This window comes from Streptomyces actuosus (assembly GCF_016921115.1).
Classification (GTDB): domain Bacteria; phylum Actinomycetota; class Actinomycetes; order Streptomycetales; family Streptomycetaceae; genus Streptomyces; species Streptomyces actuosus_A.
In genome coordinates, this window is record NZ_JAFFZS010000026.1 from 60,081 (window position 1) to 85,360 (window position 25,280).

21 protein-coding genes and 2 pseudogenes are annotated in these 25,280 nt (G+C 73.1%); 17 read left to right on the forward strand and 6 right to left on the reverse strand.

Features of this window, described 5'->3' with window-relative positions:
• Positions 1–4: 4 nt before the first annotated feature.
• The 4 genes from JS756_RS26105 (at position 5) to JS756_RS26120 (ending at position 5,887) form a co-directional block, all read left to right on the forward strand.
• Positions 5–2,572, forward strand: coding sequence for an ABC transporter permease (locus tag JS756_RS26105; protein ID WP_205385653.1), 2,568 nt, complete (start codon positions 5–7; stop codon positions 2,570–2,572).
• Positions 2,573–2,892: 320 nt separating this feature from the next.
• Positions 2,893–3,318 carry a GNAT family N-acetyltransferase gene (locus JS756_RS26110; RefSeq protein ID WP_205385654.1) on the forward strand — a complete coding sequence of 142 codons (426 nt, stop codon included), beginning with the start codon at positions 2,893–2,895 and terminating at the stop codon, positions 3,316–3,318.
• Between the two features lie 212 nt (positions 3,319–3,530).
• Positions 3,531–4,874 carry a hemolysin family protein gene (locus JS756_RS26115; RefSeq protein WP_205385655.1) on the forward strand — a complete coding sequence of 448 codons (1,344 nt, stop codon included), beginning with the start codon at positions 3,531–3,533 and terminating at the stop codon, positions 4,872–4,874.
• Complete coding sequence (locus tag JS756_RS26120; protein WP_205385656.1) at positions 4,871–5,887, forward strand: hemolysin family protein; 1,017 nt, start codon at positions 4,871–4,873, stop codon at positions 5,885–5,887. Before JS756_RS26115 ends, JS756_RS26120 begins: the two co-directional genes overlap by 4 nt.
• A gap of 177 nt (positions 5,888–6,064) precedes the next feature.
• On the opposite strand, the pseudogene JS756_RS26125 reads toward JS756_RS26120, so the two are convergent.
• A pseudogene (locus JS756_RS26125) lies at positions 6,065–6,226 on the reverse strand (IS110 family transposase); the annotation flags it as partial.
• Positions 6,227–6,337: 111 nt separating this feature from the next.
• Between JS756_RS26125 and JS756_RS26130 the strand changes: the two are divergent.
• The 3 genes from JS756_RS26130 to mug all read left to right on the forward strand — a co-directional run bounded on the left by JS756_RS26130 (position 6,338) and on the right by mug (position 9,181).
• On the forward strand, positions 6,338–7,123 hold the full coding sequence (locus JS756_RS26130) for an SGNH/GDSL hydrolase family protein (RefSeq protein ID WP_205385657.1): 786 nt from the start codon (positions 6,338–6,340) through the stop codon (positions 7,121–7,123).
• A gap of 73 nt (positions 7,124–7,196) precedes the next feature.
• A complete protein-coding gene (gene purB, locus JS756_RS26135) occupies positions 7,197–8,639 on the forward strand; it encodes an adenylosuccinate lyase (protein WP_205385658.1) in 1,443 nt (480 codons plus the stop codon).
• Positions 8,640–8,683: 44 nt separating this feature from the next.
• On the forward strand, positions 8,684–9,181 hold the full coding sequence (gene mug, locus JS756_RS26140) for a G/U mismatch-specific DNA glycosylase (RefSeq protein WP_205385659.1): 498 nt from the start codon (positions 8,684–8,686) through the stop codon (positions 9,179–9,181).
• A gap of 9 nt (positions 9,182–9,190) precedes the next feature.
• Here mug and JS756_RS26145 read toward each other — a convergent pair whose 3' ends face one another.
• Positions 9,191–9,631, reverse strand: coding sequence for a hypothetical protein (locus JS756_RS26145; protein WP_240204374.1), 441 nt, complete (start codon positions 9,629–9,631; stop codon positions 9,191–9,193).
• 477 nt (positions 9,632–10,108) lie between these two features.
• Here JS756_RS26145 and JS756_RS26150 point away from each other — a divergent pair, with 477 nt between their 5' ends.
• Entirely contained in the window at positions 10,109–11,266 is a 1,158-nt protein-coding gene (locus JS756_RS26150) for an ROK family transcriptional regulator (RefSeq protein WP_205385660.1), read from the forward strand.
• A gap of 435 nt (positions 11,267–11,701) precedes the next feature.
• Here JS756_RS26150 and JS756_RS26155 read toward each other — a convergent pair whose 3' ends face one another.
• Entirely contained in the window at positions 11,702–12,463 is a 762-nt protein-coding gene (locus JS756_RS26155; protein WP_205385661.1) for a GntR family transcriptional regulator, read from the reverse strand.
• Positions 12,464–12,866: 403 nt separating this feature from the next.
• Here JS756_RS26155 and JS756_RS26160 point away from each other — a divergent pair, with 403 nt between their 5' ends.
• The 4 genes and pseudogenes from JS756_RS26160 to JS756_RS26175 all read left to right on the forward strand — a co-directional run bounded on the left by JS756_RS26160 (position 12,867) and on the right by JS756_RS26175 (position 17,071).
• The gene (locus JS756_RS26160; protein ID WP_205385662.1) at positions 12,867–13,520 is read left to right on the forward strand and encodes an NADPH-dependent F420 reductase; all 654 of its coding nucleotides are present in this window, start codon (positions 12,867–12,869) and stop codon (positions 13,518–13,520) included.
• A gap of 118 nt (positions 13,521–13,638) precedes the next feature.
• Positions 13,639–14,469 carry an alpha/beta fold hydrolase gene (locus JS756_RS26165; protein ID WP_205385663.1) on the forward strand — a complete coding sequence of 277 codons (831 nt, stop codon included), beginning with the start codon at positions 13,639–13,641 and terminating at the stop codon, positions 14,467–14,469.
• 448 nt (positions 14,470–14,917) lie between these two features.
• Positions 14,918–15,430 (forward strand): annotated as a pseudogene (locus tag JS756_RS26170) (alkaline phosphatase D family protein); the annotation flags it as partial.
• A gap of 243 nt (positions 15,431–15,673) precedes the next feature.
• Positions 15,674–17,071: a GNAT family N-acetyltransferase gene (locus JS756_RS26175; RefSeq protein WP_240204375.1), complete on the forward strand. Its 1,398-nt coding sequence runs from the start codon at positions 15,674–15,676 to the stop codon at positions 17,069–17,071.
• Positions 17,072–17,342: 271 nt separating this feature from the next.
• Here the strand turns inward: JS756_RS26175 and JS756_RS26180 are convergent, their stop codons facing one another.
• Positions 17,343–18,539, reverse strand: coding sequence for a trans-sulfuration enzyme family protein (locus JS756_RS26180; protein ID WP_307791078.1), 1,197 nt, complete (start codon positions 18,537–18,539; stop codon positions 17,343–17,345).
• Positions 18,540–18,648: 109 nt separating this feature from the next.
• Between JS756_RS26180 and JS756_RS26185 the strand changes: the two genes are divergently transcribed.
• Together JS756_RS26185 and JS756_RS26190 are read left to right on the forward strand one after the other, a co-directional pair.
• Positions 18,649–19,140 (forward strand): Lrp/AsnC family transcriptional regulator, encoded by a 492-nt coding sequence (locus tag JS756_RS26185; RefSeq protein WP_205385666.1) that lies wholly within the window; start codon positions 18,649–18,651, stop codon positions 19,138–19,140.
• Between the two features lie 33 nt (positions 19,141–19,173).
• Positions 19,174–20,862 carry a DUF885 domain-containing protein gene (locus JS756_RS26190; protein WP_205385667.1) on the forward strand — a complete coding sequence of 563 codons (1,689 nt, stop codon included), beginning with the start codon at positions 19,174–19,176 and terminating at the stop codon, positions 20,860–20,862.
• Positions 20,863–20,941: 79 nt separating this feature from the next.
• Here the strand turns inward: JS756_RS26190 and JS756_RS26195 are convergent, their stop codons facing one another.
• The gene (locus tag JS756_RS26195; RefSeq protein ID WP_205385668.1) at positions 20,942–21,421 is read right to left on the reverse strand and encodes a rhodanese-like domain-containing protein; all 480 of its coding nucleotides are present in this window, start codon (positions 21,419–21,421) and stop codon (positions 20,942–20,944) included.
• A gap of 126 nt (positions 21,422–21,547) precedes the next feature.
• Here JS756_RS26195 and JS756_RS26200 point away from each other — a divergent pair, with 126 nt between their 5' ends.
• The 3 genes from JS756_RS26200 to JS756_RS26210 all read left to right on the forward strand — a co-directional run bounded on the left by JS756_RS26200 (position 21,548) and on the right by JS756_RS26210 (position 24,903).
• Positions 21,548–21,994: an Lrp/AsnC family transcriptional regulator gene (locus JS756_RS26200; RefSeq protein ID WP_205385669.1), complete on the forward strand. Its 447-nt coding sequence runs from the start codon at positions 21,548–21,550 to the stop codon at positions 21,992–21,994.
• Positions 21,995–22,507: 513 nt separating this feature from the next.
• Positions 22,508–22,711, forward strand: coding sequence for a hypothetical protein (locus tag JS756_RS26205; protein WP_205385670.1), 204 nt, complete (start codon positions 22,508–22,510; stop codon positions 22,709–22,711).
• Between the two features lie 119 nt (positions 22,712–22,830).
• Entirely contained in the window at positions 22,831–24,903 is a 2,073-nt protein-coding gene (locus JS756_RS26210; RefSeq protein WP_240204376.1) for a pentapeptide repeat-containing protein, read from the forward strand.
• On the opposite strand, the gene JS756_RS26215 is transcribed toward JS756_RS26210, so the two are convergent.
• Complete coding sequence (locus JS756_RS26215) at positions 24,893–25,222, reverse strand: DDE-type integrase/transposase/recombinase (protein ID WP_205385671.1); 330 nt, start codon at positions 25,220–25,222, stop codon at positions 24,893–24,895. The genes JS756_RS26210 and JS756_RS26215 overlap by 11 nt on opposite strands.
• Between the last annotated feature and the right edge of the window lie 58 nt (positions 25,223–25,280).

The window sequence follows — 25,280 nt, forward strand, 5'->3', positions numbered from 1 at the left end:
ACCCGTGCTCAAGGCGACGCTCCGGAGCTTTCTGGCCCACAAGGGCCGACTGGCGCTGTCCGCGCTGGCCGTCGTCCTGTCCGTCGCCTTCGTCGCGGGCAGTCTGATCTTCTCCGACACGGTCTCCCGCACCTTCGACCGCCTCTTCGCCTCCACGGCCGCCGACGTGACCGTGGCCCCCGAGGACGACCTGCGGTCGCAGCTGCCCTCCGGCGCCGTCGCGACGGTGCCGGCCTCGCTCGCCGCGCAGGTGGCACGGGTCGACGGGGTCGCTTCGGCACACGCGGACGTCAGCGTGGAGAACGTCACGGTCGTCGACAGCCGGCGCCGGTCCGTCGGACCGACCACGGGCCCGCCCACCATCGCCCGCGACTGGGAGGTCACCGGCCGCAGCCCCGTCGAGCTGACGTCCGGCCACGCCCCGCACGGCCCGGACCAGGCCCTGGTGGACGCGGACACCGCCGACCGCAAGCACGTGCGGATCGGCGACACCCTCACCGTGCTGGCCCAGCCCGGCTCCTTCCGGGTGCAGGTCGTCGGCATCGCCACGTTCACCACCACCAACCCCGGCGCGGCCCTCGTCTATCTCGACTCCGCCGTGGCCGGGGAGAAGCTGCTGGGCTCCGCCGAGCGCGCCACGAGCATCTCGGCGGACGCGGCACCGGGTGTGTCCGACACCGAGCTCAAGCGACGCATCGGCGCGGCGATCGGCACCGGCGACTACGCCCTGAAGACCGCCGACGAACGGGCCGCGTCGGCCACCGAGCAGCTCGGCACGTTCCTCGACGTGATCAAGTACGTGATGCTGGGATTCGCCGGGATCGCCGTCCTGGTGGGTGTGTTCCTGATCGTCAACACCTTCTCGATGCTCATCGCGCAGCGCACCCGCGAACTCGGCCTGCTGCGTGCCCTCGGCGCCGACCGGCGGCAGGTGCGGCGGTCGGTGCTGACCGAGGCGACACTGCTGGGGGTGGCCGGGTCCACGCTGGGGCTGGCGGTCGGCATCGCGCTCGCGGTGGGGCTGATCCGCCTCATGGGCGTCTTCGGCATGAACCTGAGGGCGACCGAGCTGGTCGTGCGCTGGCCCACGCCGGTGACGGCCTACGTCGTCGGGATCGGGGTCACCTTCGTCGCGGCGTACCTGCCGGCCCGGCGTGCGGCCGCCGTCTCGCCGATGGCGGCGCTCCAGGACGCCGAGACATCAGGCGCGGGACGGCCGCTGCGGACGCGGGCGGTGGCGGGCGGGATCGTCGGCGCGGCCGGCGCGGCCGCACTGGCGGGCTGCGTCGCTTCGTCCAGGACGGCGTCCGCGGCCTCGCTGCTCGGGCTCGGCGTCTTCCTCACGCTGATCGCCACGGTGATCGCGGGCCCGCTGCTGGTGCGCCCGGTCATCCGGGTGCTGGGCGCGGCGTTCCCGGCCCTGTTCGGGTCCGTCGGGCGCATGAGCCAACGCAACGCCCTGCGCAATCCGCGCCGCACCGGTGCGACCGCCGCCGCGCTCATGGTGGGTCTCGCCCTGGTCGGCGGCATGTCGGTGGCCAGCGCCTCCATGTCGAAGTCGTTCGACCGGCAGATCGACCGCACCCTGGGCGCCGACTTCGTCGTCCAGAACGCCAACTTCATGCCGTTCCCGCAGGAGATCACCGACAAGGTCCGCGCCACGGACGGCGTGGGCCTGGTCGTACGGCAGCGCTTCGCTCCCGTCGCCGTACGGCTGCCCGACGGCACCCGGGTGAAGACGTCCGCGGCGGGCTACGACCCGCAGATCGACGAGGTCGCCCACATCACCTACACCGCGGGCGACTCGGCCGCGGCACTCGCCGCCGGCGGCATGGGCATGGACGCCGGCTTCGCCCGCGACCACGGAGTCCGGGCGGGCAGTGTCGTCCCGGTGGAGTTCCCCGGCGGCCGGACGGCCCGGCTGAGGGTCGGCGCGCTCACCGACCAGGAGCAGGCCGAGGGGTTCGGCCCGCAGGGCGGACTGTTCCTCGGCCTCGCCACGGTCGAGAAGTACATTCCCGGCGGCCAGGACTCCGCGCTGTACGTCAACGCCGCCGCCGGCACCGGCGCCGACGCACTGCGCGCCGGCCTGGAACGGACGCTGGCCCCGTACCCGCAGGTGCAGGCGCGCGACCAGGCCGACTACAAGAAACTCGTGCACGACCAGATCGCGGTCCTGCTCTACCTCGTCTACGCCCTGCTGGGGCTGGCGATCGTGATCGCGGTGCTCGGGGTCGTCAACACGCTCGCCCTGTCGGTCGTCGAGCGCACCCGGGAGATCGGGCTGCTGCGCGCGATCGGACTGGCAAGGCGGCAGTTGCGCCGGATGATCCGGCTGGAGTCGGTGGTGATCGCGGTGTTCGGGGCGGTGCTGGGGCTCACGCTGGGACTGGTCTGGGGGGTGTGCACCCAGCAGGTGCTGGCCCTGCAGGGAATGACGGCACTGGCGATCCCGTGGGGCACGATCGTGGCGGTGGTGATCGGCTCGGCGGTGGTCGGTGTGGCGGCGGCGCTGCTCCCGGCGTTGCGGGCCTCGCGCATGAACGTGCTGGCGGCCATCGCGCACGAGTGAGCCGACCGGCCGCCGGGCGGCGGCAGCGGTCGTGGGGAGGCGCGAGGCCGCGCCCCGGCCGACCGCTCGCCCGGTCGGTGGAGGCCGCCGTCGTGGAGCCCTCCTGCCCGGCGGGGTCGGACGGCCGGACCGTCGGCAGGACGGGAAGGGGGACTGCGGCCCGGCGGCTGCCGGCCCGGGCGGCGGGCGGACCCGCGGGCCGTCCGTCCTCCCCGGCCCCGCCGCCCCGCGGGCCGTGGATGCGGCGGACGGTCCCCGGGCCGCCGGTCCGCATCGTGGAATTCCGGGCCCCGGTCCGACCCGCGTGGTGGGATCGCGGCATGTCCGATCTGCGCATACGGGCCGCGACGCCCGCCGACCTCGACGCCGTGCTGGCTTTCTGGAAGTCGGCCGCCGAGGGCACGAGCATCAGCGACGACCGCGCCGGGGTGGAGCGGCTGGTCGACCGCGATCCCGAGGCCCTGCTGCTCGCCGAGCGGAGCGGGGACATCGTGGGCACGGTCGTCGCCGGCTTCGACGGCTGGCGCTGCCACCTCTACCGGCTCGCGGTCCACCCCGGGCACCGCCGTCGCGGCGTCGCGACGGCACTGCTCGCCGCCGCCGAGGAACGCTTCGCGCGGCTCGGCGGGCGGCGCGCGGACGCGATGGTGCTCACGGACAACGAGCGGGCACGCCACGCCTGGCGCGCGGCCGGGTACGCGCCCGAGGAGCACTGGCGCCGCTGGGTCAAGCCCCTCACCGACTGAGGGGCTTTGCCGACCCTTTACCATTGGGGGCGGATCCGGAGCCGTTCCGGGTCGAAGCGGACCGGTACCGGTACCGGTCCCCCGACGGAAAGGTGTGAGCGTCCGCCCATGGGCGAGCCTCCCAGTACCCGACATCGCCGGACCCGCTGCCGCCGCAGGCGACGTCGCGCGATCCTCCCGGCCCTGCCCGATCATGGGACGGAGGTGACCCGATGACCGAAGTGCTCCTGCTGCTGGTGGCGATCCTGCTGTCGCTCGCCTGCGGCGCCTTCGTGGCAGCGGAGTTCTCGCTGACCACGGTCGAGCGCGGCGAGCTGGACCGAGCCGTGGAACGCGGTGAGCGCGGCGCCTCCGGCGCGCTGAAGGCGGTCCGCAACCTGACCTTCCAGCTCTCCGGCGCTCAGCTCGGCATCACCGTCACCAACCTGGTGGTCGGCATGCTCGCCGAGCCGTCGATCGCCAAGCTGATCGCCGGCCCCCTGGAGGCACTGGGCATCTCCTCGTCCGCCGCGAGTTCGCTGGCGCTGGTCCTGGGCACCGGGCTGTCGACCGTGTTCCTGATGGTCGTCGGCGAGCTGGTGCCGAAGAACTGGGCGATCTCCTCGCCGCTGGCGGTGGCCAAGCGGGTGGGCAGTGCGCAGCGCTGGTTCAGTGCCGCCTTCCGGCCCTTCATCTCCCACCTGAACAACACCGCCAACCGGGTGGTGCGCCGTTTCGGACTGGAGCCGGCCGAGGAGCTGGCCTCCGCGCGTGGACCACAGGAGCTGGCGGCGCTGGCCCGGCACTCGGCGAAGAAGGGCGCGCTGGAGGCCGACACCGCCGAGCTGTTCGTCCGCACCCTGAACCTCGCCGACCTGACGGCGGAGAACGTGATGACGCCGCGGGTGCAGGTCATCGCCCTGGACGCGCGGGCGACCTGCGAGGACGTGGCGAACGCGACGCGGGCGACCGGGCTGTCCCGGTTCCCCGTCTACCGCGGCAGCCTCGACACCGTCGTCGGCACCGCGCACGTCAAGGACGTCCTGGCGGTGCCCGCCGCGCGGCGTCTGCACGTGCCGGTGTCCGAGCTGATGCGCGAGCCGCTGCTCGTCCCGGAGTCCCTCACCGTCGACCGGCTGCTGGACCGGCTCTCGGGCCGGCGCACCATGGCCGTCGTCATCGACGAGTACGGCGGCACCGCCGGCGTGGCCACCCTGGAGGACATCGTCGAGGAGGTCGTCGGCGAGGTCCGCGACGAGCACGACCCGCACGAGACCCCCGACCTCGCCCCGGCAGGCACGGACCAGGACGGCCGCGCCGTCTACTCCGCGGACGGCGCCGCGCGCGTCGACCAGCTCGCGCGGGTCGGCCTGAAGCCGCCGGAGGGGCCGTACGAGACGCTCGCCGGACTCGTCGCCGCCGGTCTGGGCCGTATCCCGGACGTCGGCGACACCCTCCAGGTCGGCGGCTGGCGGCTGGACGTCGTCGACGCCTCCGGACGCAGGGCCGCCAGGGTGCTGCTGCACGCGCCGCTCGACGACGAGAGGGACGGGCACGAGAAGGAGGCCGGCCGATGACCGCCGTGCAGCTGCTGATCGGCCTGGCCACCCTGGTCCTGAACGCCTTCTTCGTCGGCGCCGAGTTCGCCCTGATCTCGGTCCGCCGCTCCCAGATCGAGCCGCACGCGGAGACGGGCGACCGGCGGGCCAGGAGCGTGCTGTGGGGCCTTGAGCACGTCTCCGCGCTGATGGCCGCGGCCCAGCTCGGCATCACGCTGTGCACGCTGGTGCTGGGTGTGGTCGCCGAACCGGCGATCGCCCACCTGCTGGAGCCGGTCTTCCGGGCCGTCGGCGTGCCGAAGAGCGCCGGACACGCGGTGTCCTTCGTCATCGCGCTGTCCCTGGCCACCTACCTGCACATGCTGCTGGGCGAGATGGTGCCGAAGAACATCGCGCTCGCCGAGCCGGTGCGCACGGCCCTGGTGCTCGGGCCGCCGCTGGTGACACTGTCGCGGGCACTGCGGCCGGTGATCTTCACGATCAACGCGTTCGCCAACGCGCTGCTGAAGCTGATGCGGATCGAGACCAAGGACGAGGTGACGGCGACCTTCTCGGACGCCGAGCTCGCGCAGATCGTCAAGGACGCGGGCGAGGCCGGCCTCATCGACGAGCGCGCCAGGGAACGACTGCACGACGCCTTGGAGCTGGGCAGAAGGCCGGTGCGGGACGTCGTGCTCCCGCTGGAGCGGGTGGTGTACGCGCGGGTGGGCGTGACGCCGGAGGAGTTGGAGGGGCTGTCGGCCGAGTCCGGGTTCTCCCGCTTCCCCGTCGTGGACGAGGGGCGCCGCATCGTCGGCTACCTGCATGTGAAGGACGCGCTCGACGCCTCGCCTCGGGACGTGCCGTTCCGGCTGCGGGACATGCGGCCCATCGCCCGCGTCCGGGAGACCACGCCCCTGGACGACGTCCTCACCGCGATGCGCGGCAGCCGCACCCACGTGGCGGCCGTCCTGGGGGCCGACGGCCGACTGGCGGGTCTGGTGACGATGGAGGACGTGCTGCGCGAGCTGTTCGGCCAGCCGGCGACCTGAGAGGACGGTTCGCAGACCCCCTGGGGCGGCCCCGGGGCGGGGCCCGGGACCGCCGGGCGGGGCGGCCCCGGGGCCGGTCCGGTCCGCGCCCGGGCAGGCAAGGGGAGCGGAGGCGGCCCGGGACCTGGCAGAGCCGCCCGGGGGGTGCCTCTATGTCCTTCGTCAAGCCCGAGCTGGTCATGCGACGGCTGCTTCGGGGGTTCGTGATTCGTAGAAGGTGCCGTCGCGGAGCATGGCGAAGAGCACGCTGATGCGGTGGCGGGCGAGACGGAGGACGGCTTGGGTGTGGGTCTTCTTGCGGGCGCGTTGTTTGTCGTAGTAGGCGCGGGAGACGGGGTCGTGCGGGGCGGCTCTGTCGACTCGGGCGTGCTGGTCCGGTCGGGCGCGCTCGGGGTGGTCTCCGGGGTGACCGACCGCTGGGTATGGAGCTCGGATACCATCGGTGGCGCCATGCAGACGAACCCCGCCCACACCAGTCTGGTCGCCGTCGGCGACTCCTTCACCGAGGGCATGTCGGACCTGCTGCCCGACGGCTCCTACCGCGGCTGGGCCGACCTCCTGGCCGCCCGGATGGCCGCGCGCGCCCCCGGTTTCCGCTACGCCAATCTGGCCGTGCGCGGCAAGCTCATCGGGCAGATCGTGGAGGAGCAGGTCGGACCGGCGGCGGCGATGGGCGCCGACGTGATCACACTGGTCGGCGGCCTGAACGACACACTGCGGCCCAAGTGCGACATGGGGCGGGTGCGCGACCTGCTGACGGAGGCCGTGGAGCGACTCGCGCCCTCCTGCGAGCAGCTGGTGCTGATGCGCAGCCCGGGCCGTCGGGGACCGGTCCTGGAGCGGTTCCGGCCGCGCATGGAGGAGCTGTTCGCCTGCGTCGACGACCTGGCGGAACGGCACGGCGCCGTCGTCGTCGACCTGTACGGCGCTGCCTCGCTCGGCGATCCGAGCCTGTGGGACGTCGACCGGCTGCACCTGACCGGGGAGGGCCACCGCCGCGTCGCGGAGGCGGTCTGGCAGGCTCTCGGCTACCCGGCGGAGGATCAGGAGTGGCACCTGGCACCGCCCCCGGGGCTGCCCCCGACCTGGCTCACCCGCCGCGTCGCCGACGTCCGCTTCACCCGGCAGCACCTGCTGCCGTGGATCGGCCGCCGCCTCACCGGCCGTTCCTCGGGCGACGGGCGCCCCGCGAAGCGCCCGGAGCTGCTGCCGTACCTGGCACCCGGCGCCGAGTGACCGCGGTCTCGTATCTTCCGCCGAACCGGGGTGTGGCGCTGGCCTGCACGAACCGCCAGTAGAATCTGTCCACGTGACTTCAGCGCCCGCCAAGCCCCGCATCCCGAACGTCCTCGCCGGACGGTACGCCTCCGCCGAACTCGCCACGCTCTGGTCGCCCGAGCAGAAGGTGAGGCTCGAGCGCCAGCTCTGGCTCGCCGTGCTGCGGGCGCAGAGGGACCTCGGCATCGAGGTGCCGGAGCAGGCGCTCGCCGACTACGAGCGTGTCCTCGACACCGTCGACCTGGCCTCCATCGCGGAGCGCGAGAAGGTCACGCGTCACGACGTGAAGGCCCGCATCGAGGAGTTCAACGACCTCGCCGGGCACGAGCAGGTGCACAAGGGCATGACGTCCCGCGACCTCACGGAGAACGTCGAACAGCTGCAGGTCCGCCTCTCGCTGGAGCTGATGCGCGACCGGACCGTGGCCGTCCTGGCGCGTCTCGGCAAGCTGGCCGGGGAGTACGGGGAGCTGGTCATGGCCGGCCGCTCGCACAACGTCGCCGCGCAGGCCACCACCCTCGGCAAGCGTTTCGCCACCGCCGCCGACGAGCTGCTCGTCGCCCACGGCCGCCTGGAGGAGCTGCTCGGCCGCTATCCGCTGCGCGGCATCAAGGGCCCGGTGGGCACGGCCCAGGACATGCTGGACCTGCTGGGCGGGGACGCCTCCAAGCTCGCCGACCTGGAGGGCCGGATCGCCGGGCACCTGGGCTTCGCGCAGGCCTTCACCTCGGTCGGCCAGGTCTACCCGCGCTCGCTGGACTACGAGGTCGTCACCGCGCTGGTGCAGCTGGCGGCGGCTCCGTCGTCGCTGGCGAAGACGATCCGGCTGATGGCCGGGCACGAGCTGGTCACCGAGGGGTTCAAGCCGGGCCAGGTCGGCTCCTCGGCGATGCCGCACAAGATGAACACCCGCTCCTGCGAGCGCGTCAACGGCCTGATGGTGATCCTGCGCGGCTACGCGTCGATGACCGGCGAGCTGGCCGGCGACCAGTGGAACGAGGGCGACGTGTCGTGCTCGGTGGTCCGCCGGGTGGCCCTGCCGGACGCCTTCTTCGCCCTCGACGGCCTGCTGGAGACCTTCCTGACGGTCCTCGACGAGTTCGGTGCCTTCCCGGCGGTCGTGGCCCGCGAGCTGGACCGCTACCTGCCGTTCCTCGCCACCACCAAGGTCCTGATGGGCGCGGTGCGCGCGGGCGTGGGCCGTGAGGTCGCGCACGAGGCGATCAAGGAGAACGCCGTCGCCACCGCGCTGGCGATGCGTGAGCAGGGGGCCGAGCGCAACGACCTCCTGGACAAGCTGGCCGCCGACGAGCGACTGCCGCTCGGCCGTGAGCAGCTGGCGGAACTGATGGCCGACAAGCTGTCCTTCACGGGTGCCGCCGCCGACCAGGTCGCCGCGGTGGTCGCCCGGATCGAGGAGATCGTCAAGCAGCACCCCGAGGCGGCCGGCTACACGCCGGGGGCGATCCTCTGACACGGCTCGCGCCGCAGGACCTGGAGGCCGCCCGCGACCGTCTCGTGCCGGACGTCGTCGCGGACGGCCTCCGCGTGCTGTTCTGCGGCATCAATCCCGGGCTGATGACGGCGGCGACGGGTCATCACTTCGCCCGCCCCGGGAACCGGTTCTGGCCGGTGCTGCACCGGTCCGGTTTCACCCCGCGCCTGATGCGACCCGCCGAGCAGGGAGAACTTCTGTCCTACGGGCTCGGCATCACCAATGTGGTGGCACGGGCCACCGCGCGGGCGGACGAGCTGAGCACCGAGGAGCACCGGGAGGGCGGACGGCTGCTGGCCGCGAAGGTGGAGCGGTTGCGGCCCGGGTGGCTGGCGGTGGTCGGGGTGACCGCCTACCGTGCGGCGTTCGACGACCGGAAGGCGCGGGTGGGTCCCCAGGAGCGGGTCATCGGGGGCGCACGGGTGTGGGTGCTGCCGAATCCCAGTGGGCTCAACGCCCATTGGACGGCGGCGACGATGGCGGAGGAGTTCGCGCGGCTGCGCGAGGCGGCGCAGGCGTAGCGGGTCGGGTCAGGGCGGATCCGTCTCGGTGACGGTCAGCAGGAGCCGGATCTCGTCCGCGCGGTCGCGGTCGGCGACGCCGAGGACGATCCAGCGGCCGAGCTCCGGCTCCTGCCACACGTACGCGTCCCGCACGAGATGGCTGAGGCGGGCCCACGGCTCGGGTATCGCCTCCGCCGCGATGCGCAGGCGTATCGTCTGCAGCCCCATCAGGGACGGCTCGCCCCAGCGCTCGGTGAGACGGGTGGCCAGCGCCTCCCGGTCCTCGTACAGGCGCTCCGCCTCCGTCGCGCGCACCGCGGCATCCGCGACGGGCAGCCCGTGGCTGGCCGCCAACTCGGCCGTGCGGTAGCCGGGGCCGCCGATGTCCGTGTCCCACCCGCAGTCCTCGGCGGGCAACTCCCGCGAGCACAGCACGTCGGTGGCGACGAGGTACTTCTCGATGCCCATGTCCTCCAGTAAACCTGCCGGCACTGACAATTGGCGGGGCGTCAGAACTCGCACTTCCCGGCAGGCCGGACCTGCCCGCGCAGGACCGCGCGAGGTGCCCGCGGCCGGAACCGCCGCCCCGCACCGACGCCTTCACCCAGACGCAGCCTCCGAGCTGAGCAGGATCGGGAGAGGGCCGGAGCAGGACCGGAGAGGGTCGGGGCCGCGGTAGGCGGCCTGGCGGCCGTGCCCGGAGAGCGTAGGCCGGCCAGGCCCGGCGCGCGGGCGGTGCGGGCCCTGGCCGGGCACCGCCCGGCCGGGCCGGGAGGGCGCCCGGCCGGGCCGGGAGGGCGCCCGGGTGGTGGGAGCGCACTCATGCGGCCGTGACGGTGTGAGTGCCGGGCTCTGCGATCCGTCGCCGCCCGGCCCGGCTCTCGCCGGTGTCCGGCGCCCCGAGTACGATCCGCCCCACATGCGCACGAGCTGGGAGGACGGACCGTGGGGCGGCTGACCGGCGGGGATCCCTCGCTGCTGCGGAGGATCAACTCCGCGGTGGTGCTGCACGCGCTGCGTGCCGCGGACTGTGCGACGCTCACGGAGGTCACCCGGGTGACGGGGTTGTCCCGGCCGACCGTCGAGGGCGTCGTGGAGGACCTCATCGAGGCCGGCCTGGTCGTCGAGACGGCGGCCGAGGAGGGCGCGGCCCGGCGGCAGGGGCGTCCGGCCCGGCGGTTCCGGTTCCGGGCCGAGGCCGGGCATCTGCTGGGCCTGGAGATCGGCCCGCACCGGGTGGCCGCGCTCCTGGCGGACCTGGACGGCAAGGTGCTCGGCGCGCAGGCCCGGGATGTGGAGGAGTCCGCCGACGCCGACGAGCGGCTGGAGCGGCTGCGCGGCGCGGTGGCCGAACTGCTGCGCCGGGCCGGGGTGCCGCGCAGCTCGCTGCGGGCGGTCGGGGTGGCCACGCCGGGGATCGTGGAGGCGGACGGCACCGTGCGGCTGGGCACCGCGCTGCCCGGGTGGACGGGCCTGCCGCTGGGCGAGCGGCTGAGCCGGTCGTTCAAGTGCCCGGTGCTCGTCGAGAACGACGCCAACGCCGCCGCTGTCGCCGAGCACTGGAAGGGGTGCGCGACGGAGTCCGACGACGTGGTGTACGTACTGGCCGGGCTGAGCCCCGGGGCGGGCGCGCTGATCGGCGGGCGGCTGCACCGCGGCTTCGGCGGGGCGGCCGGCGAGATCGGGGCACTGCACCTGCTGGGCCGGGAGGCCACTCCGGAGACGCTGCTGTCGACCACCGGCCGGCCCCTGCACCCCCTCGACGAACAGGCGGTCGCGCAGGTCTTCGCACAGGCCCGCGAGGGCGACCGGCGGGCCGGTGCCGCAGTGGACCGGTTCCTCCAGCGGCTCGTGCACGACGTGGCCGCGCTGGTGCTCGCGCTCGACCCGGAGCTGGTCGTCATCGGGGGCTGGGCGGCCGGTCTGGACGGTGTCCTGGAGCCGCTGCGGCGAGAACTGGAGCGGTACTGCCTGCGGGTGCCGAAGGTCGCCCTGTCCCTGCTGGGCGAGGCGGCCGTGTCGATGGGCGCGCTGCGGCTGGCCCTGGACCACGTGGAGAAGCAGTTGTTCGCGGTGGAGGGCACGGTGACCGCGCGGCGCTGAGCAGCCGGCGCGCCGGACGGCGGGCGGGACGTGCGGGTCGGCCGCGCGGGATGGCCCGGCGTGCCGGGCCGGATGCCGACCGTGGTCTGCGGAGCACTCGCACGGATCGGTTTCCCCGGAGGGGGCCTACGGCCGCCCACGAGGGAGGGAACAGGGACCGCCGACCACCCGGGAGGACACGCGGGCGGGCGCCTTCCACAGGGCCCCGAGCGCCGCGGTGCTGCCGGGGCGCATGAGGGCTTCGGTGGCCCGGTGCCTGTCCGGCGGACCGGGCCGGAGGAGGCAGGCGGTGTCCGTCGCCCTGTGGAGCGATGCCCGGGACGTTCGACCGCACGGCGGAGGACGCGCCGGCGCCGGAGCGTCGGCCACCGGAGACAACGCCGTTCAGGCGGGCGATCCGGGCTCCCGTCCGCGGCATGATCCGCCGGACGGGCGTCAGGAGGCCCGGCGTTCCGGTCCGTGGTGGATCTCCACGCCGCCGGTGTCGCCGAACGTCAGCCGGCAGGTGTCCGCCCGGTAGGTGGCGACGGAGAGCGCCGCGGTGCGGCCCTGGGCGAAGAAACGCGTCGTGACGACGAGGACGGGCGCCCCGGGCAGCCGGTCCAGCTCCTTGGCGTCGTCGGCGCGCGCGGAACCCAGCTCCACGGCCCGGTCCTCGCCCTCCAGGTGCAGGCGCTCCAGCTCGCGCAGCACGGCGCGGGCGCGGGCCGGTCCGGACGGGGCGTCGATGCCGGAGAGCGCGGGCGCGGACGCCTGCGGGATGTGCAGCAGTTCTGCGGCGACGGGCTGGCCGTGCGACATCCGGGTGCGACGCACGATGTGGACCATCTCGTCGCGGGCGGTCTCCAGCGCGTCGGCGACGGCCGCGGGCGGCACGGCGAGGGTGCAGTCGACGAGCTGCCAGTCGTCGTCGGGGGCGCCGGGCCAGGTGTGCTGCTCGGTGCCGACGGCCACTCCGACGCGGGGCGGCGCGACGGTCGTGCCGACGCCGCGGCGGCGCTGGAGGCGGCCTTCCAGTTCGAGCTGCTCCAGAGCCTGGCGGAGTGTGGCGCGCGCGACGCCGAAGCGGGCGGCCAGCTCACGTTCGTTGGGCAGGATCTCGCCCACCGCGAACTCGGAGTCGAGTGCCTCGCTGAGCACGGTCTTGAGGTGCCAGTACTTCGGTTCCGGCACCGTTTCCAGTTGCGTGGTCCCCACCCTGTCCTCCGCAATCGCCGTGATCCGACGGCGTTTCCGCGCCCTTGTTTATTAAAGGTTGTTGCACTTGTCTGCGACCATAGGACGGCCCCCACCCTTGGTCAAGACCAATCCTCGACGCTCAGCGGGCGCACCGGAGCGGCGCTCGGGAGCGTTCACGGGGCGTTCGTGCAACGCCGTATGTGTGACACGCGGGCAAAGCCCCGGACACGCCCGTCGATCATGACCGGCCCCATCCGTCCGAGCGGCGGCGGCGCGTCCCGACCGCCTTGCGGTACCGCCGTTCGGAGCGGCGTTCACCCGGCCCCCGCGACACGAACGGCGCCGTGCCGGCCGGGCGGGCCCCTCGGCCGCAGAATGGCCGGGCCGCCGGTGGCCGGCGGTCACTGCGACGGGAGGAACCATGCGGTACGCGGTACTGGGCACCGGAGAGGTCGGCCGGACCCTGGGCGGGCGACTGGTGGAGCTGGGCCACGAGGTCACGCTGGGCTCCCGCACGAAGGACAACCCGGTCGCCGTGGAGTGGGCGCGGGAGGCGGGCGACCGGGCGGCGGCCGGATCCTTCTCGGAGGCCGCCGCGGCCGGCGAGGTCGTCGTGAACGCGGTGGGCGGCCAGGTCGCGCTCGCCGCGCTGGAGGCGGCCGGCGCGCGGAACCTGGAGGGCAAGGTGCTGATCGACGTCTCGAATCCGCTGGTGTTCGAGGACGGTCAGCTGCACCTGTCACCCGTCGAGTCGGACAGTGTCGGCGAGCAGATCCAGCGGGCCTTCCCGCTCGCGCGCGTGGTGAAGACGCTCAACACCGTGAACTGCCGGGTCATGGTGGACCCCGGGCGGGTGCCGGGCGAGCACGTGTTGTTCGTGTGCGGTGCGGACGCCTCCGCCAAGGAACAGGTCACGGCCATGCTCGGGGAGTTCGGCTGGCCGGCGGAGCGGGTGCTCGACCTGGGCGGCATCCGCGAGTCCCGCGCGGTGGAGATGTGGCTGCCCCTGTGGCTGGATCTGTCCCGCACGTTCGGGCACGCGGACTTCAATCTTGAGCTGCGCCGGGCGCGTTGAGGGCGGGTCGTGTCCGGCGGGCACGGCGTGCCGGTCCCACCCCAGGGGCTACCAGCGGGTAGCAATTGCTGACAAGCTGTCTACGGCGTCCGTCAGCGAGTCCCCGAGGAGCACCGCCATGTCCGCCACCGTCTCCGTCCAGGTCCCCTCCGTGCACGGCCCGCGGGCCGTCACCGTCTCGTACGCACGCAAGGGGCACGGCGAACCGCTGCTCCTGCTGCACGGGATCGGCCACCACCGGCAGGCCTGGGACCCGGTGATGGACATCCTCGCCGCCGACCGGGACGTGATCGCCGTCGACCTGCCCGGTTTCGGCGCCTCCCCCGCCCTGCCCGAGGGCCTGCCGTACGACCTGGCGACGACCACCGCGGTGTTCGGGGCGTTCTGTGCGGCGATGGATCTCGACCGGCCCCACGTGGCGGGCAACTCGCTCGGCGGCCTGCTCGCCCTGGAGCTGGGCCGGGAGAAGCTCGCGCGCTCGGTGACCGCGTTCTCCCCCGCCGGGTTCTGGTCAAAGGCCGAGCGGCGCTACGCGTTCGGTGTGCTGCTGGCGATGCGGCACATCTCCCGCCGCCTGCCGCTGCCGCTGGTCCGGCAGCTGTCGCTGACGACCGCCGGACGGACGGCCCTGACGAGCACCATCTATGCCCGCCCCGGACGCCGGTCGCCCGAGGCGGTGGTCGCCGAGACGCTGGCCCTGGCCCGGGCCACCGGGTTCAACGAGACACTGAAGGCCGGGACGGCCGTCCGCTTCACCGACGACCTCGCGGAGCTGCCCGTCACCGTCGCCTGGGGCACCCGGGACCGGCTGCTGCTGCGCCGGCAGGGCATCCGCGCCAAGCAGTTGATGCCGCGCGCCCGCCTCGTACGGCTGCCCGGCTGCGGGCACTGCCCCATGAACGACGACCCGGCGCTGGTCGCTCGCGTCATCCTGGACAACAGCCGCTGACGCCGCCCGTTCAGCCCGGCCGCGCCGCGGATCCGTCGGACACCCCGCCCGCGGCCACGGCCGCGTGCCGGTGACCGCCGGCCGGGCGGTCGCCTCTGCCGCGCCCGCCAACCACCGGGCTTTTGGGACCTCCCGGCAACAGATCACACGGAGAGCGAACGCGACCGGCCGGAGCGCCTGAACCCGTTGCGGGGACGGGCAGTTGTTCACGTGTGGTTTCCGTGGGCGCTGCGACGCCCCAGTAGGTGTGGACCCTGCACATCGGCCGAATCCCGTCCCTGGAGGGCTCTTCGATGGCACACCGTCCACTCCCCGGCCGCCGCAACATGCTGCGCGGCTCGCTGGCCGCGTCGGCGGCCCTGACCCTGCCGTCCGACCTCGGCACGGCACCGGCGTTCGCGCTGTCCGCGCACCCCGAGGCGGGCTGGGGCGTGCAGGCCGGCGACGTGACCTGCCGCTCGGGCTGGTCGTACCCGACGGGCTGGAGGGCAGGCCCCACTTCGAGGCGGTCGCGCAGGGCGACCCCGGGGCACCGCTCGGCCGGGAGCTGCAGATCGCCGAGTTGCTGCGGTTCGTCAAGCACCGACGAATCACCGGCACGGTGTGGCTGACGGCCGACGTCCACCACACCTCTGCCCAGCACTACGATCCGGCGCGGGCCGCGTTCAAGGACTTCGAGCCGTTCTGGGAGTTCGTCACCGGACCGCTCAACGCGGGTGCCTTCCCCGCCAACGCCCTCGACGGCACGTTCGGACCCGACCGGGTCTTCGTCAAAGCGCCGCCGCGCGCGAACGTCTCGCCCGCCGAGGGCTACCAGTTCTTCGGCGAGGTCGACATCGACATCGACGGCGACGGCGACGGCGGCGGCGGCGGCGGCGGCGAGATGACGGTGCGGCTGCGCGAGTGGGACGGCACGGTGCTGTTCACGCGGGTGCTCCAGCCGGGCCGGGTCGGCCAGTAGGAGCGACCGCACCGGGCGGACTCCGTACTACCCTCGGTCCACGGCCGCGCACCGGCGTCATCCCCCGGTGCGCGGCACGAGTACCCCGGCGCGCGGAGAACCGGCTCCGGGAACGGCTCGCCTACCCGCCTCGCGGTCGCACCAGAAGCCCCGAATCGGCCACAAGCAGCCTTTACCCGGCAGTCACAAGACGTTCGTGATCACGCAACACCGTTGCTCCACTGTGGTTGCATGACTCCGGACATGACTGATGTGACGCGGGCGAAGAACGGTCGCCCGGTGCACCACTGGCGGCGGGACGTCGTGGAACTCGCCGCCCTCTTCACGGCCGTCGCCGTCGCCGACGCGGTGGCGAACCTGGTCGGCCACGGCCCGGACGGGCCGGCGCTGCTGCTGTTCTCGGCCGTCGCCCTGGTGGCCACGGCCGCCTTCCACACCTGGTGGGCACGGAGCCACGGCCACGCACCGCCGACCCCTGATACCGGTGCCCGGCCGCCGTCCGCAGCGCAGCCGGCCGGGCACGCGGAACGTCCCGCGTGCGGACCGAGTGCGCTGTGGCGCATGCGGACGACCGTGACGGACGAACCCGGATCCCTGGCGGCGCTCTGCACGGCCCTGGCCGGACGCCGCGTCGACATCCTCAGCCTCCAGACGCACCCGCTGGGCGAGACCACCGTCGACGAGTTCCTGCTGCGCTCCCCCGGCGACCTCGCCGCCGACGACCTCGTCCGGGTGGTGGCGTCGGCCGGCGGCACCGGTACGTGGATCGAGCGGGCCGACGCGCACGACCTCGTGGACGCTCCCACCCGGGTCCTCGGCCTGGCCACCCGCACCGCCCTGGACGCAGCCGAACTACCGCTCGCGCTACGGCAGTTGCTGGGCCGCTGCACGATCAGGCAGTCGCCCGTGGCGCCGCCGCGCGGTGGACGCGGCGCCGAGGCCGTACCGGTCGAGGGCGTGCTGGAGGACACCGTGATGCGGCTGCGGGCACCCGAGGGCGGTGTCCTGACCGTGGAGCGGCCGCACCTGCCGTTCACCCCGACGGAGTTCGCCAGGGCCCGGGCCCTGGTGGAGCTGGACGCCCGGCTCGGACCGCGGGTTCCGGTCGGGAAGGACACGCTCACCCTGCCCGAGGGCAACGCCCTCACGATCCGGCGGGCCGACGTCGGCGATGTCGAGGCCGCCAAGGCCATGCACGAGCGGTGCTCGACGCGGACACTGGCCATGCGCTACCACGGGCCCGTCGGTGACGCGGACCGCTACCTCAACCACCTGCTGAGCCCGCGCTTCGGGCGCACCCTCGCCGTGCAGACCGCCTCGGACCGCATCGTCGGCCTCGGCCATCTGCTGTGGGACGGGGACGAGACCGAGGTCGCACTGCTCGTGGAGGACGACTGGCAGCGGCGCGGCGTCGGCGGTGAACTCCTGACCCGCCTGGTGGCGATGGCGGTCGAGGCAGGCTGCGAGAGCGTGTACGCGGTGACGCAGGCCTCCAACACCGGCATGGTCGCCGCCATGCGCGGCCTCGCTCTCCCGCTCGACTACCAGATCGAAGAGGGCACCCTGGTGATCACCGCGCGCCTGGATCCGGCCCCGCTCGCCGGGCGTCTGCCCCAGGGCGGGCAGCTGGCCCGGGACTGATCCGCGCCCCCTCCGCCCGCTCTGTGTACGACGCGCCCGGCGTTCGCCCGCCGGGGCGCCCGGCGGGCCCGCGCCGCGGCGGAGAACCGCCGTCCGTCCGTGGCCCGGGCACCCGTCGGCGGGCGCGAGACCGGAGGGCAGAAACCGGAGGACATGAGGGGCGACGGCCGCGAGACCAGCGGACGCGGGCAACCGCGCCCGCCCGCCGCGCGGCCGTCGGCGGACCGGTTGCGGCCCCGACCGGCGTCGTACGCCGACCGGGGCCGGCCCCTCAGTGAAGCACCCGGCGCATCTCCGCCTCCGCCGCCGTTCCCGCCTCGGCCGCGGTTCCCGCCCGGGCCAGCGCCCGGTCCAGGTCGGCCCACAGGTCCTCGACGTCCTCCAGGCCCACCGACATGCGCAGCAGACGGTCGCTCACCCCGGCACCCCGGCGGTCGTCGGCGTCGACGATGCGGTGGCTGATGGAGGCCGGATGCTGGATGAGGGTGTCGACGCTGCCCAGGCTGACGGCCGGGGTGACCAGCCGGACGCCGGAGATGACGGCGTGCGGGTCTCCGTGCACCTCGAACGCGATCATCGCGCCGCCGATCCGCGGATAGTGCACGCGCGCCACGCGCGGGTCGGCGGCGAGCCGGCGAGCGAGCTCGGCGGCGGTGGCCGAGGCGGCACGGACCCGGACGGGCAGCGTGGACAGGCCCCGCAGCAGCAGATAGCCGGCCAGCGGATGCAGCACCCCGCCGGTGGCGAACCGTATCTGCCGCAGCAGCCCGGCGAACTCCTCGTCGCAGGCGACCACGCCCGCCATCACGTCGCCGTGTCCACCGAGGTACTTGGTGGCGCTGTGCAGAATCAGCCGCGCTCCCCGCTCGGCGGGCCGCTGCAGCACCGGCGTGGCGAAGGTGTTGTCGGCCAGCAGCGGCACGCTGCCGCAGGCGTGGGCGACGGCCGCGAGGTCGACCTCGGCCAGGGTCGGGTTGGCGGGCGTCTCCACCATGACCAGCCCGGTGTCGGCGCGCACGGCGTCCGCGATGCCCGCCGGATCGGTCCAGGTCACCTCCGAGCCGAGCAGTCCCGCGGTGAGCAGGTGATCGCTGCAGCCGTACAGCGGGCGGACGGCGACCACGTGCCGCAGCCCCATAGAGGCCCGTGCCAGCAGCACGGCGCTCAGCGCGGCCATGCCGCTGGCGAAGGCGACCGCGGACTCCGTGCCCTCCAGACGGGCCAGTGCCGTCTCGAAACGGGCGACGGTCGGGTTGCCGAGACGGCCGTACACCGGCGGCCCGTCCGGTTCGGCGCCGGTCGCGGCGAAGGCGTCGATACGGGCCGCCTCGGCGCGGCTGTCGTAGGACGGATACGTGGTCGACAGGTCGATGGGCGGGGCGTGCAGGCCTTGGCGGGCGAGATCGTCGCGGCCGGCGTGCACGGCTTCGGTGGTGAGAGCTCTCGGGGCGTTGCAGTTGGTGTCCACAGGCGTCTCCACAGGCTCGGTGCGAGGTGTCGACGGGACGGCGGCCCGTGAGCGGAAGAGTGAACACCGACCGGACCCGGGGAGCCCGGGCCCGTGTTACGTTCGGCACATGTCCGAATCAGTCGTACTGGATCCGGTGGACCTCCATCTGCTGCGGTTGCTGCAGAACGACGCCCGGACGACCTACCGGGATCTCGCCGCGCAGGTCGGGGTGGCTCCGTCGACCTGTCTGGACCGGGTGACGCGGCTGCGCCGCAGCGGTGTGATCCTCGGGCACCGGCTGCGACTGGACCCCGCCAAGCTGGGGCGCGGCCTCCAGGCGCTGCTGTCGGTGCAGGTCCGCCCGCACCGGCGGGAGCTGGTGGGACCGTTCGTGGAGCGGATCCGCGCGCTGCCGGAGGCACTGACCGTCTTCCACCTCACCGGCCCGGACGACTACCTCGTCCATGTGGCCGTGGCCGACATGGCGGACCTCCAGCGACTGGTGCTCGACGAGTTCACCTCGCGCCGCGAGGTGGCCCGGGTCGAGACACGGTTGATCTTCCAGCAGTGGGAGTGCGGACCACTGCTGCCCGCCGCTCCCGGCGCGCAATCCGCGTGACGCGCGGCGGCCGCCCGTACGAGGATGGTCCGCATGTCACAGACCAACAGCCCGCTGCCCCGCGAGGTCGCCGACGCCTACGTCGACGGCCTCATCGCCCTCGACCCGATCACCGGCACCTACCTCGGCGTGAAGGAGAGTTCGAACCGGCTGCCCGACACCTCACCGGCGGGCCAGGAGGCACTCGCCGCGCTGGCGCGGGCGACCCTGGCCGAGCTGGACGAGGCGGAGCGCCGGCCCGGTGCGGACAGCGACGTCGAACGCCGTTGCGCGCGTCTGCTGCGCGAGCGGCTGACCGCCGAACTCGCCGTCCACGATGCCGACGAGGGCCTGCGCGCGGTCGGCAACCTGCACACGCCGCCGCACCAGGTGCGCGACGTGTTCACCGTGACCCCGCAGGAGACCGAGGACGACTGGGCCGCGATCGTCGAACGACTGCGCGCCGTACCGGACGCGCTCGCCGGCTATCGCGCAGGCCTCGCCCTCGGCCTGGAGCGCACGCTGTACGCGGCCCCCCGCCCGACCGCCACCTTCGTCGAGCAGCTCGCCGAGTGGGCGGACACCGGCGAGGGACGCGGCTGGTTCGAGGACTTCGCCGCCGCCGGACCCGACGCGCTGCGGGCGGAGCTGGACGAGGCGGCCCGCGGCGCCACCGCGGCCGTGGCGGAGCTGCGGGACTGGATGCGCGACGTGTACGCGCCGGCCATCGAGGGCGCGCCGGACACCGTGGGCCGGGACCGCTACGCCCGCCTCGCCCGCTACTTCAACGGCACCGATCTGGACCTGGACGAGGCGTACGCGTACGGCTGGGCCGAGTACCACCGGCTGCTCGCCGAGATGAAGCAGGAGGCCGAGAAGATCCTTCCCGGCGCCGGGACGCCATGGGTGGCGCTCGCCCACCTCGACGAGCACGGCCGGCACATCGAGGGCGTCGACGAGGTCCGCGACTGGCTCCAGGGCCTGATGGACGAGGCGATCGAGAAGCTGGACGGCACGCACTTCGAGCTGGCCGAGCCGGTGCGCCGCGTGGAGTCCCGTATCGCACCGCCCGGCGGTGCCGCGGCCCCGTACTACACGGCCCCGTCCGAGGATTTCTCCCGCCCCGGCCGTACCTGGCTGCCCACCATGGGCCTGGACCGCTTCCCGGTGTACGACCTCGTGTCGACCTGGTACCACGAGGGCGTCCCCGGCCACCACCTCCAGCTCGCCCAGTGGACGTACGTCGCCAAGAACCTCTCCCGCTACCAGGCCACCGTCGGCGGGGTCAGCGCCAACGCCGAGGGCTGGGCGCTGTACGCGGAGCGGCTGATGGACGAGCTGGGCTTCCTCTCGGACGCCGAGGAGCGGCTGGGCTACCTCGACGCGCAGATGATGCGGGCCCTGCGGGTCATCGTCGACATCGGCATGCACCTGGAGCTGGAGATCCCCGCCGACTCGCCCTTCCACCCCGGCGAGCGCTGGACCCCGGCGCTGGCGCAGGAGTTCTTCGGTGCGCACAGCAGCCGTCCGGCGGACTACGTGGAGAGCGAACTGGTCCGCTACCTCACGATGCCGGGCCAGGCCATCGGCTACAAGCTCGGCGAGCGGGCCTGGCTGCTGGGCCGCGAGAAGGCCCGCGAGCGGCACGGCGACGCCTTCGACCTGAAGGCCTGGCACATGGCCGCGCTCTCCCAGGGGTCCCTGGGCCTGGACGACCTCGTCGACGAGCTGTCCCTGCTCTGACCCCCTCGGGATCACCGCTCCGCCGCGCTCGATCGTCCCGGCACCGATCGAGCGCGGCACGCTCCGCTCCGCGCCGGGTTCAGCAGCCGCAGTCCCCGGCGCCGGTGGGCGCGGTGAGCGGGTCGGGAGCGCGGTGCTCCCGACCCTGCCAGGTCTCGTACGCGAAGCCCTCGCGCACCCAGTACTCGAAGCCGCCGAGCATCTCCTTGACCCGGTAGCCGCGTTCGGCGAGGGCGAGCGCGGCGCGGGTGGCGCCGTTGCAACCGGGGCCCCAGCAGTAGGTCACCACCGGAACGGCCTTGTCCAGGAGCCGCTCGGCCTGCTCGGGGACGAGGGCCGTGGGCAGGTGCAGCGCTCCGGGGACGTGGCCCTGGTCCCAGGCCTCAGTGGAGCGGGAGTCCATGACGACGAAGCCGGGGTCGCCTCCGGTGGCCAGGGCCGCGGCCACGTCCGAGACGTCCGCGTGGAAGGCCAGCGAGGCCCGGAAGTAGGCGGCGGCCTCGGCCGGAGACGCCGGGGGGACGCGCAGGACGGGGCCGGCGGCGGTCGGGGTGGTCATCGTCCGGAGCCTTTCGCTGGAGGAGTTCCTACGCCCTGAAATCTACGGTCCGTGATCAGCCCACTGAAGGTGTGTTCCCCGGAGAAGGTCTTGCCGCGCCGGGGATTTCCCTGCTAGTCATCGGGCATGACCGCGTTTTCCCCGGACGCCACCGACTGGCGCATTCTCGACGTCCTCCAGCGGGAGGGTCGGGCCAGTTTCGCCGAGCTGGCGCGGGCCGTGTCCATGTCGCCGAGCGCCGTCACCGAGCGGGTGCGGCGGCTGGAGGAGGCGGGGGTGATCAAGGGCTACACCGCGGTCGTGGACACCGAGCGGCTCGGACTGCCGGTCCTGGCGTTCGTGCGCCTGCGGTACCCCACGGGCAACTACAAACCGTTCCACGACCTGGTCGCGGCGACGCCCGAGATCCTGGAGGCGCATCACGTCACGGGCGACGACTGCTTCGTCATCAAGGTCGCCGCCCGCTCCATGCGGCACCTGGAGGAGGTGTCCGGGAGGATCGGGGCGCTCGGCTCGGTGACCACGAGCGTCGTGTACTCCTCGCCCCTGCCCGGCCGGCCGGTCGGCCGCTGAGCACCCGCCCCGTCGCCCCCGCTGCCGCACCTGCAGCGGCCGATCGCTCCGCAGGCTCAGCGGGCCCTCGAACTGCTCGACGAACGCGTTGCCGCGCTCGTGTCCGAGTCCTGCTCGTGATCCGCAGCCTAGGAGCGTCACGCAGACGGCGCAGCTGGTCCAGTGTCCGTGCTTCCCTCGTCGCCGCATTGGTGCACGAAGCCGAGCTGGGTGTTGAAGAAACGCGGGGTCGGTGCGAGCCGGCTGCGTGCAACTTGATCCTGCAATTCCGGTGACGGTACGGGCTCGGGGCATCGGGGCATGTGAAAGCTGACGGGGCAACATTCCCCGATGCGGGCATGCATGCTGTCGGCGGACGGGCCGGTATGCCCTGGGCGGCTGGACACACCTGCGGGAGCTGGACGTTCTGGTGGGCTGTACCGCTGCCGCGATCACGGCAACCTCTGCGCCCAGAACGGTGCTTGAGACACTGTGTCGCGTTCGGCTCCGCTACCCACCCAGGAGGCCATCTCAGTGCACCGTGACGAGCAGTCGGCGAGTGGGCAGGCCACCATCTCGCCCACACGGATTGCTGAAATCGAAGAGATCATCGACCGTGTTGCTCGCTGGGCCGCGAAACGTGACGACATCGTCGGCCTGCTGCTGGTCGGCTCATGCGCTCGCAACGCCGCCCGCCCCGCTCCGACATCGACCTCGTGCTCCTCGCGACGGACGTGACCGGGTACTCGGAGGAAACGTGGGCCGATGAGCTCTCCCTCGGCACACTGATCAGAACCCAGTCGTGGGGGGCAGCCGATGAACGACGCTTTGCCACTGCCTCGGGCTTGGAAGTGGAGATGAACGTCGGGGCCGTCGGCTGGGCCAAGACCGACCCCGTCGATTCCGGCACACGGCGCGTTGTCACCGATGGCGCGCGTATCCTGCACGACCCGGCAGGGGTACTCAACAGCCTGCTGCGTGCCTGTCAGTCGATGAGCGCACCGCATGTACGGTCCGGGCCCTCTTGGCCGCACTGCGGACACGGTGCTTCCCCTGCCGACCCCACCGGCTGCCGCGGCATTCACGTCCCGGGCCTCTCCGACTGCCTGGCTCACCTCACCGACGCCGACCGCACCGCCTACCTCGCCGAGCTGGCCCCGGGCGCCGACATCGATCACCGCGGCACGCCCTTCACCGAACCCGTCCTCCGGGCACTCCTCGGCGCCCTGCGGGACCCCGCGATGGGAAAGCCGCTTTTGGGCAACACCCGGTTCGACGAGGCGACGTTCACCGGCCCCGCCGGCTTCGACGGAGCGACGTTCACCGGCCTCGCCGCCTTCGCCGGCGTGCGGTTCACCGACCACGCCGAGTTAGGTCTGGTGACGTTCTCCGGGCCCGCCGGCTTCGTCGGGGCGACATTCGACGGCTCCGCCGGTTTTCACGGGGCGACGTTCTCCGACCTCGCCGCGTTCGGCAGCCCGATGTTCAACGGCTCCGCAGGGTTCGGCAGCGCGACGTTCAACGGCTCCGCTGGTTTCGACGGCACGGCCTTCACCGGCCCCGCCGCCTTCACCGATGCCACCTTCACAGGCCTCGCCGCCTTCGCCGGCGCGACGTTCACCGGTCCCGCCCAGTTCAGCGGCGGGCGCTTCGCCGTCCGCGCTGACTTCGGCGGTGCCGTGTTCACCGGGCCCGCTGGATTCGACCAGGCCGCATTCTGCGCAGAAGTCCGATTCGACGAGGCCACCTTCGCCGAGGACGCGCGTTTCCGCAGCGCGACATTCCCCGCGCTGTCAGCGCTTGGCCCGTTGACCTGCACCAGCCGGGTCGACCTGTCCGAAAGCGTCTTCGGAGCCCCCGTGACGGTGGAGATCGCGGCGGCCGAGGTGCAGTGTGTCCGAACCCGGTGGGAGTCGACAGCTACTTTGCGCCTGCGGTACGCAACCGTAGACCTCAGCCGAGCTGTGTTGTCGGCACCAGCGGCTGTCATGGCTTCGCCCAGGTTCACTGCCGCTGGTGGCCACACGGTGGACGAAACACCGCTGGACGGCCGAGACCCTGGCGTGAAGGTGACCTCGGTGCACGGAGTGGATGCCGCCCATCTGGTGCTGGCCGAAACCGACTTGAGCGATTGCCTCTTCTCCGGGGCGTTCCACCTCGACCAGCTCCGACTGGAAGGCACCACCACCTTCGCCCCCGCCCCCACCGGGATCCATCTACGCCACCGCATATGGCCCTATCGCTGGTCTCAGCGACGCTGCCTGGCCGAAGAACACCACTGGCGTGCCCAGGCAGCCCCTCAGCCCGCCACACAGGCCGGGCAGCCTTCATCGTCCCGCCTGTGGCGCACCGGTCGGCGCCACACCGACACGGATCGCACCCCCACCCCGCAGCACGTGGCCGCGGTGTACCGGCAGTTGCGCAAGGCCTTCGAGGACGGCAAGAACGAACCCGGTGCGGCCGACTTCTACTACGGCGAGACGGAAATGCGCCGCCACGACCGGACCGGCACCTCGCGCGCCGAACGCGGCCTGCTCTTCTGGTACTGGCTGCTGTCCGGATACGGCCTGCGCTCCTCCCGCGCCATGAGCTGGCTTCTGGCAGCCATGACCACCACGGTGCTGCTCCTGGTGCTGTGGGGTCTGCCCACTCACACCCCGGACCTGGTCGCCACCGGCACCCTCACCCACGGCCGACTCACTCTCACAACCACCACACCGGACCCGACCTTGACAGGCCCCTGGCACCAGCGCCTGACCACTGACCGCGCGGAGCAGGCCACACGGATCGTCCTCAACTCCGTGATCTTCCGCGCCTCCGGCCAGAACCTCACCACAGCCGGCACCTACATCGAGATGACATCGCGCCTCCTCGAACCCATGCTCCTCGCCCTTGCCGCCCTCGCCGTTCGCGGCCGCATCAGACCCTGAGCTTGTTCAAGATCCGGTCGTAGAAGGTCTCGACGAAGGTGAAGACCTCGGCGCGGGCGGTCACCCGGTCGGGCCAGGTCCGGGTGCCGATCTCCGCCTTGAGCAGGGCCCAGAAGCTCTCCGGGGCGGCATTGTCGAAGCATGATCCGGTCCGCCCGCGGCTCCGCCCGAGTCCCAGCTCGCCTACTCGTTCACGGAATGGGGATGAGAGCTCGCTGCCGCGATCACTGTGGATCACACAGCCCGGCTCCAGGTTCCCCCGGCCATGGGCCGTGTCCAAGGCGTCGACGACGAGTTCGGCACGGTGGTGATCGGCCATGGCGGGCGGCAGGAACGGGCAGGACTCCTCCGACGGCGGCCTCGGGAGCAGCCGCCTG

Coding starts and splice junctions, on each gene's coding strand:
- JS756_RS26210 (WP_240204376.1), top strand. CDS start 22,831: ATGAACGTCGGGGCCGTCGGCTGGGCCAAGACCGACCCCGTCGATTCC.
- JS756_RS26120 (WP_205385656.1), top strand. CDS start 4,871: ATGACCGCCGTGCAGCTGCTGATCGGCCTGGCCACCCTGGTCCTGAAC.
- JS756_RS26130 (WP_205385657.1), top strand. CDS start 6,338: ATGCAGACGAACCCCGCCCACACCAGTCTGGTCGCCGTCGGCGACTCC.
- JS756_RS26160 (WP_205385662.1), top strand. CDS start 12,867: ATGCGGTACGCGGTACTGGGCACCGGAGAGGTCGGCCGGACCCTGGGC.
- JS756_RS26115 (WP_205385655.1), top strand. CDS start 3,531: ATGACCGAAGTGCTCCTGCTGCTGGTGGCGATCCTGCTGTCGCTCGCC.
- JS756_RS26200 (WP_205385669.1), top strand. CDS start 21,548: ATGACCGCGTTTTCCCCGGACGCCACCGACTGGCGCATTCTCGACGTC.
- JS756_RS26175 (WP_240204375.1), top strand. CDS start 15,674: ATGACTGATGTGACGCGGGCGAAGAACGGTCGCCCGGTGCACCACTGG.
- JS756_RS26215 (WP_205385671.1), bottom strand. CDS start 25,222: ATGGCCGATCACCACCGTGCCGAACTCGTCGTCGACGCCTTGGACACG.
- JS756_RS26195 (WP_205385668.1), bottom strand. CDS start 21,421: ATGACCACCCCGACCGCCGCCGGCCCCGTCCTGCGCGTCCCCCCGGCG.
- JS756_RS26165 (WP_205385663.1), top strand. CDS start 13,639: ATGTCCGCCACCGTCTCCGTCCAGGTCCCCTCCGTGCACGGCCCGCGG.
- JS756_RS26145 (WP_240204374.1), bottom strand. CDS start 9,631: ATGGGCATCGAGAAGTACCTCGTCGCCACCGACGTGCTGTGCTCGCGG.
- JS756_RS26185 (WP_205385666.1), top strand. CDS start 18,649: ATGTCCGAATCAGTCGTACTGGATCCGGTGGACCTCCATCTGCTGCGG.
- JS756_RS26110 (WP_205385654.1), top strand. CDS start 2,893: ATGTCCGATCTGCGCATACGGGCCGCGACGCCCGCCGACCTCGACGCC.
- JS756_RS26190 (WP_205385667.1), top strand. CDS start 19,174: ATGTCACAGACCAACAGCCCGCTGCCCCGCGAGGTCGCCGACGCCTAC.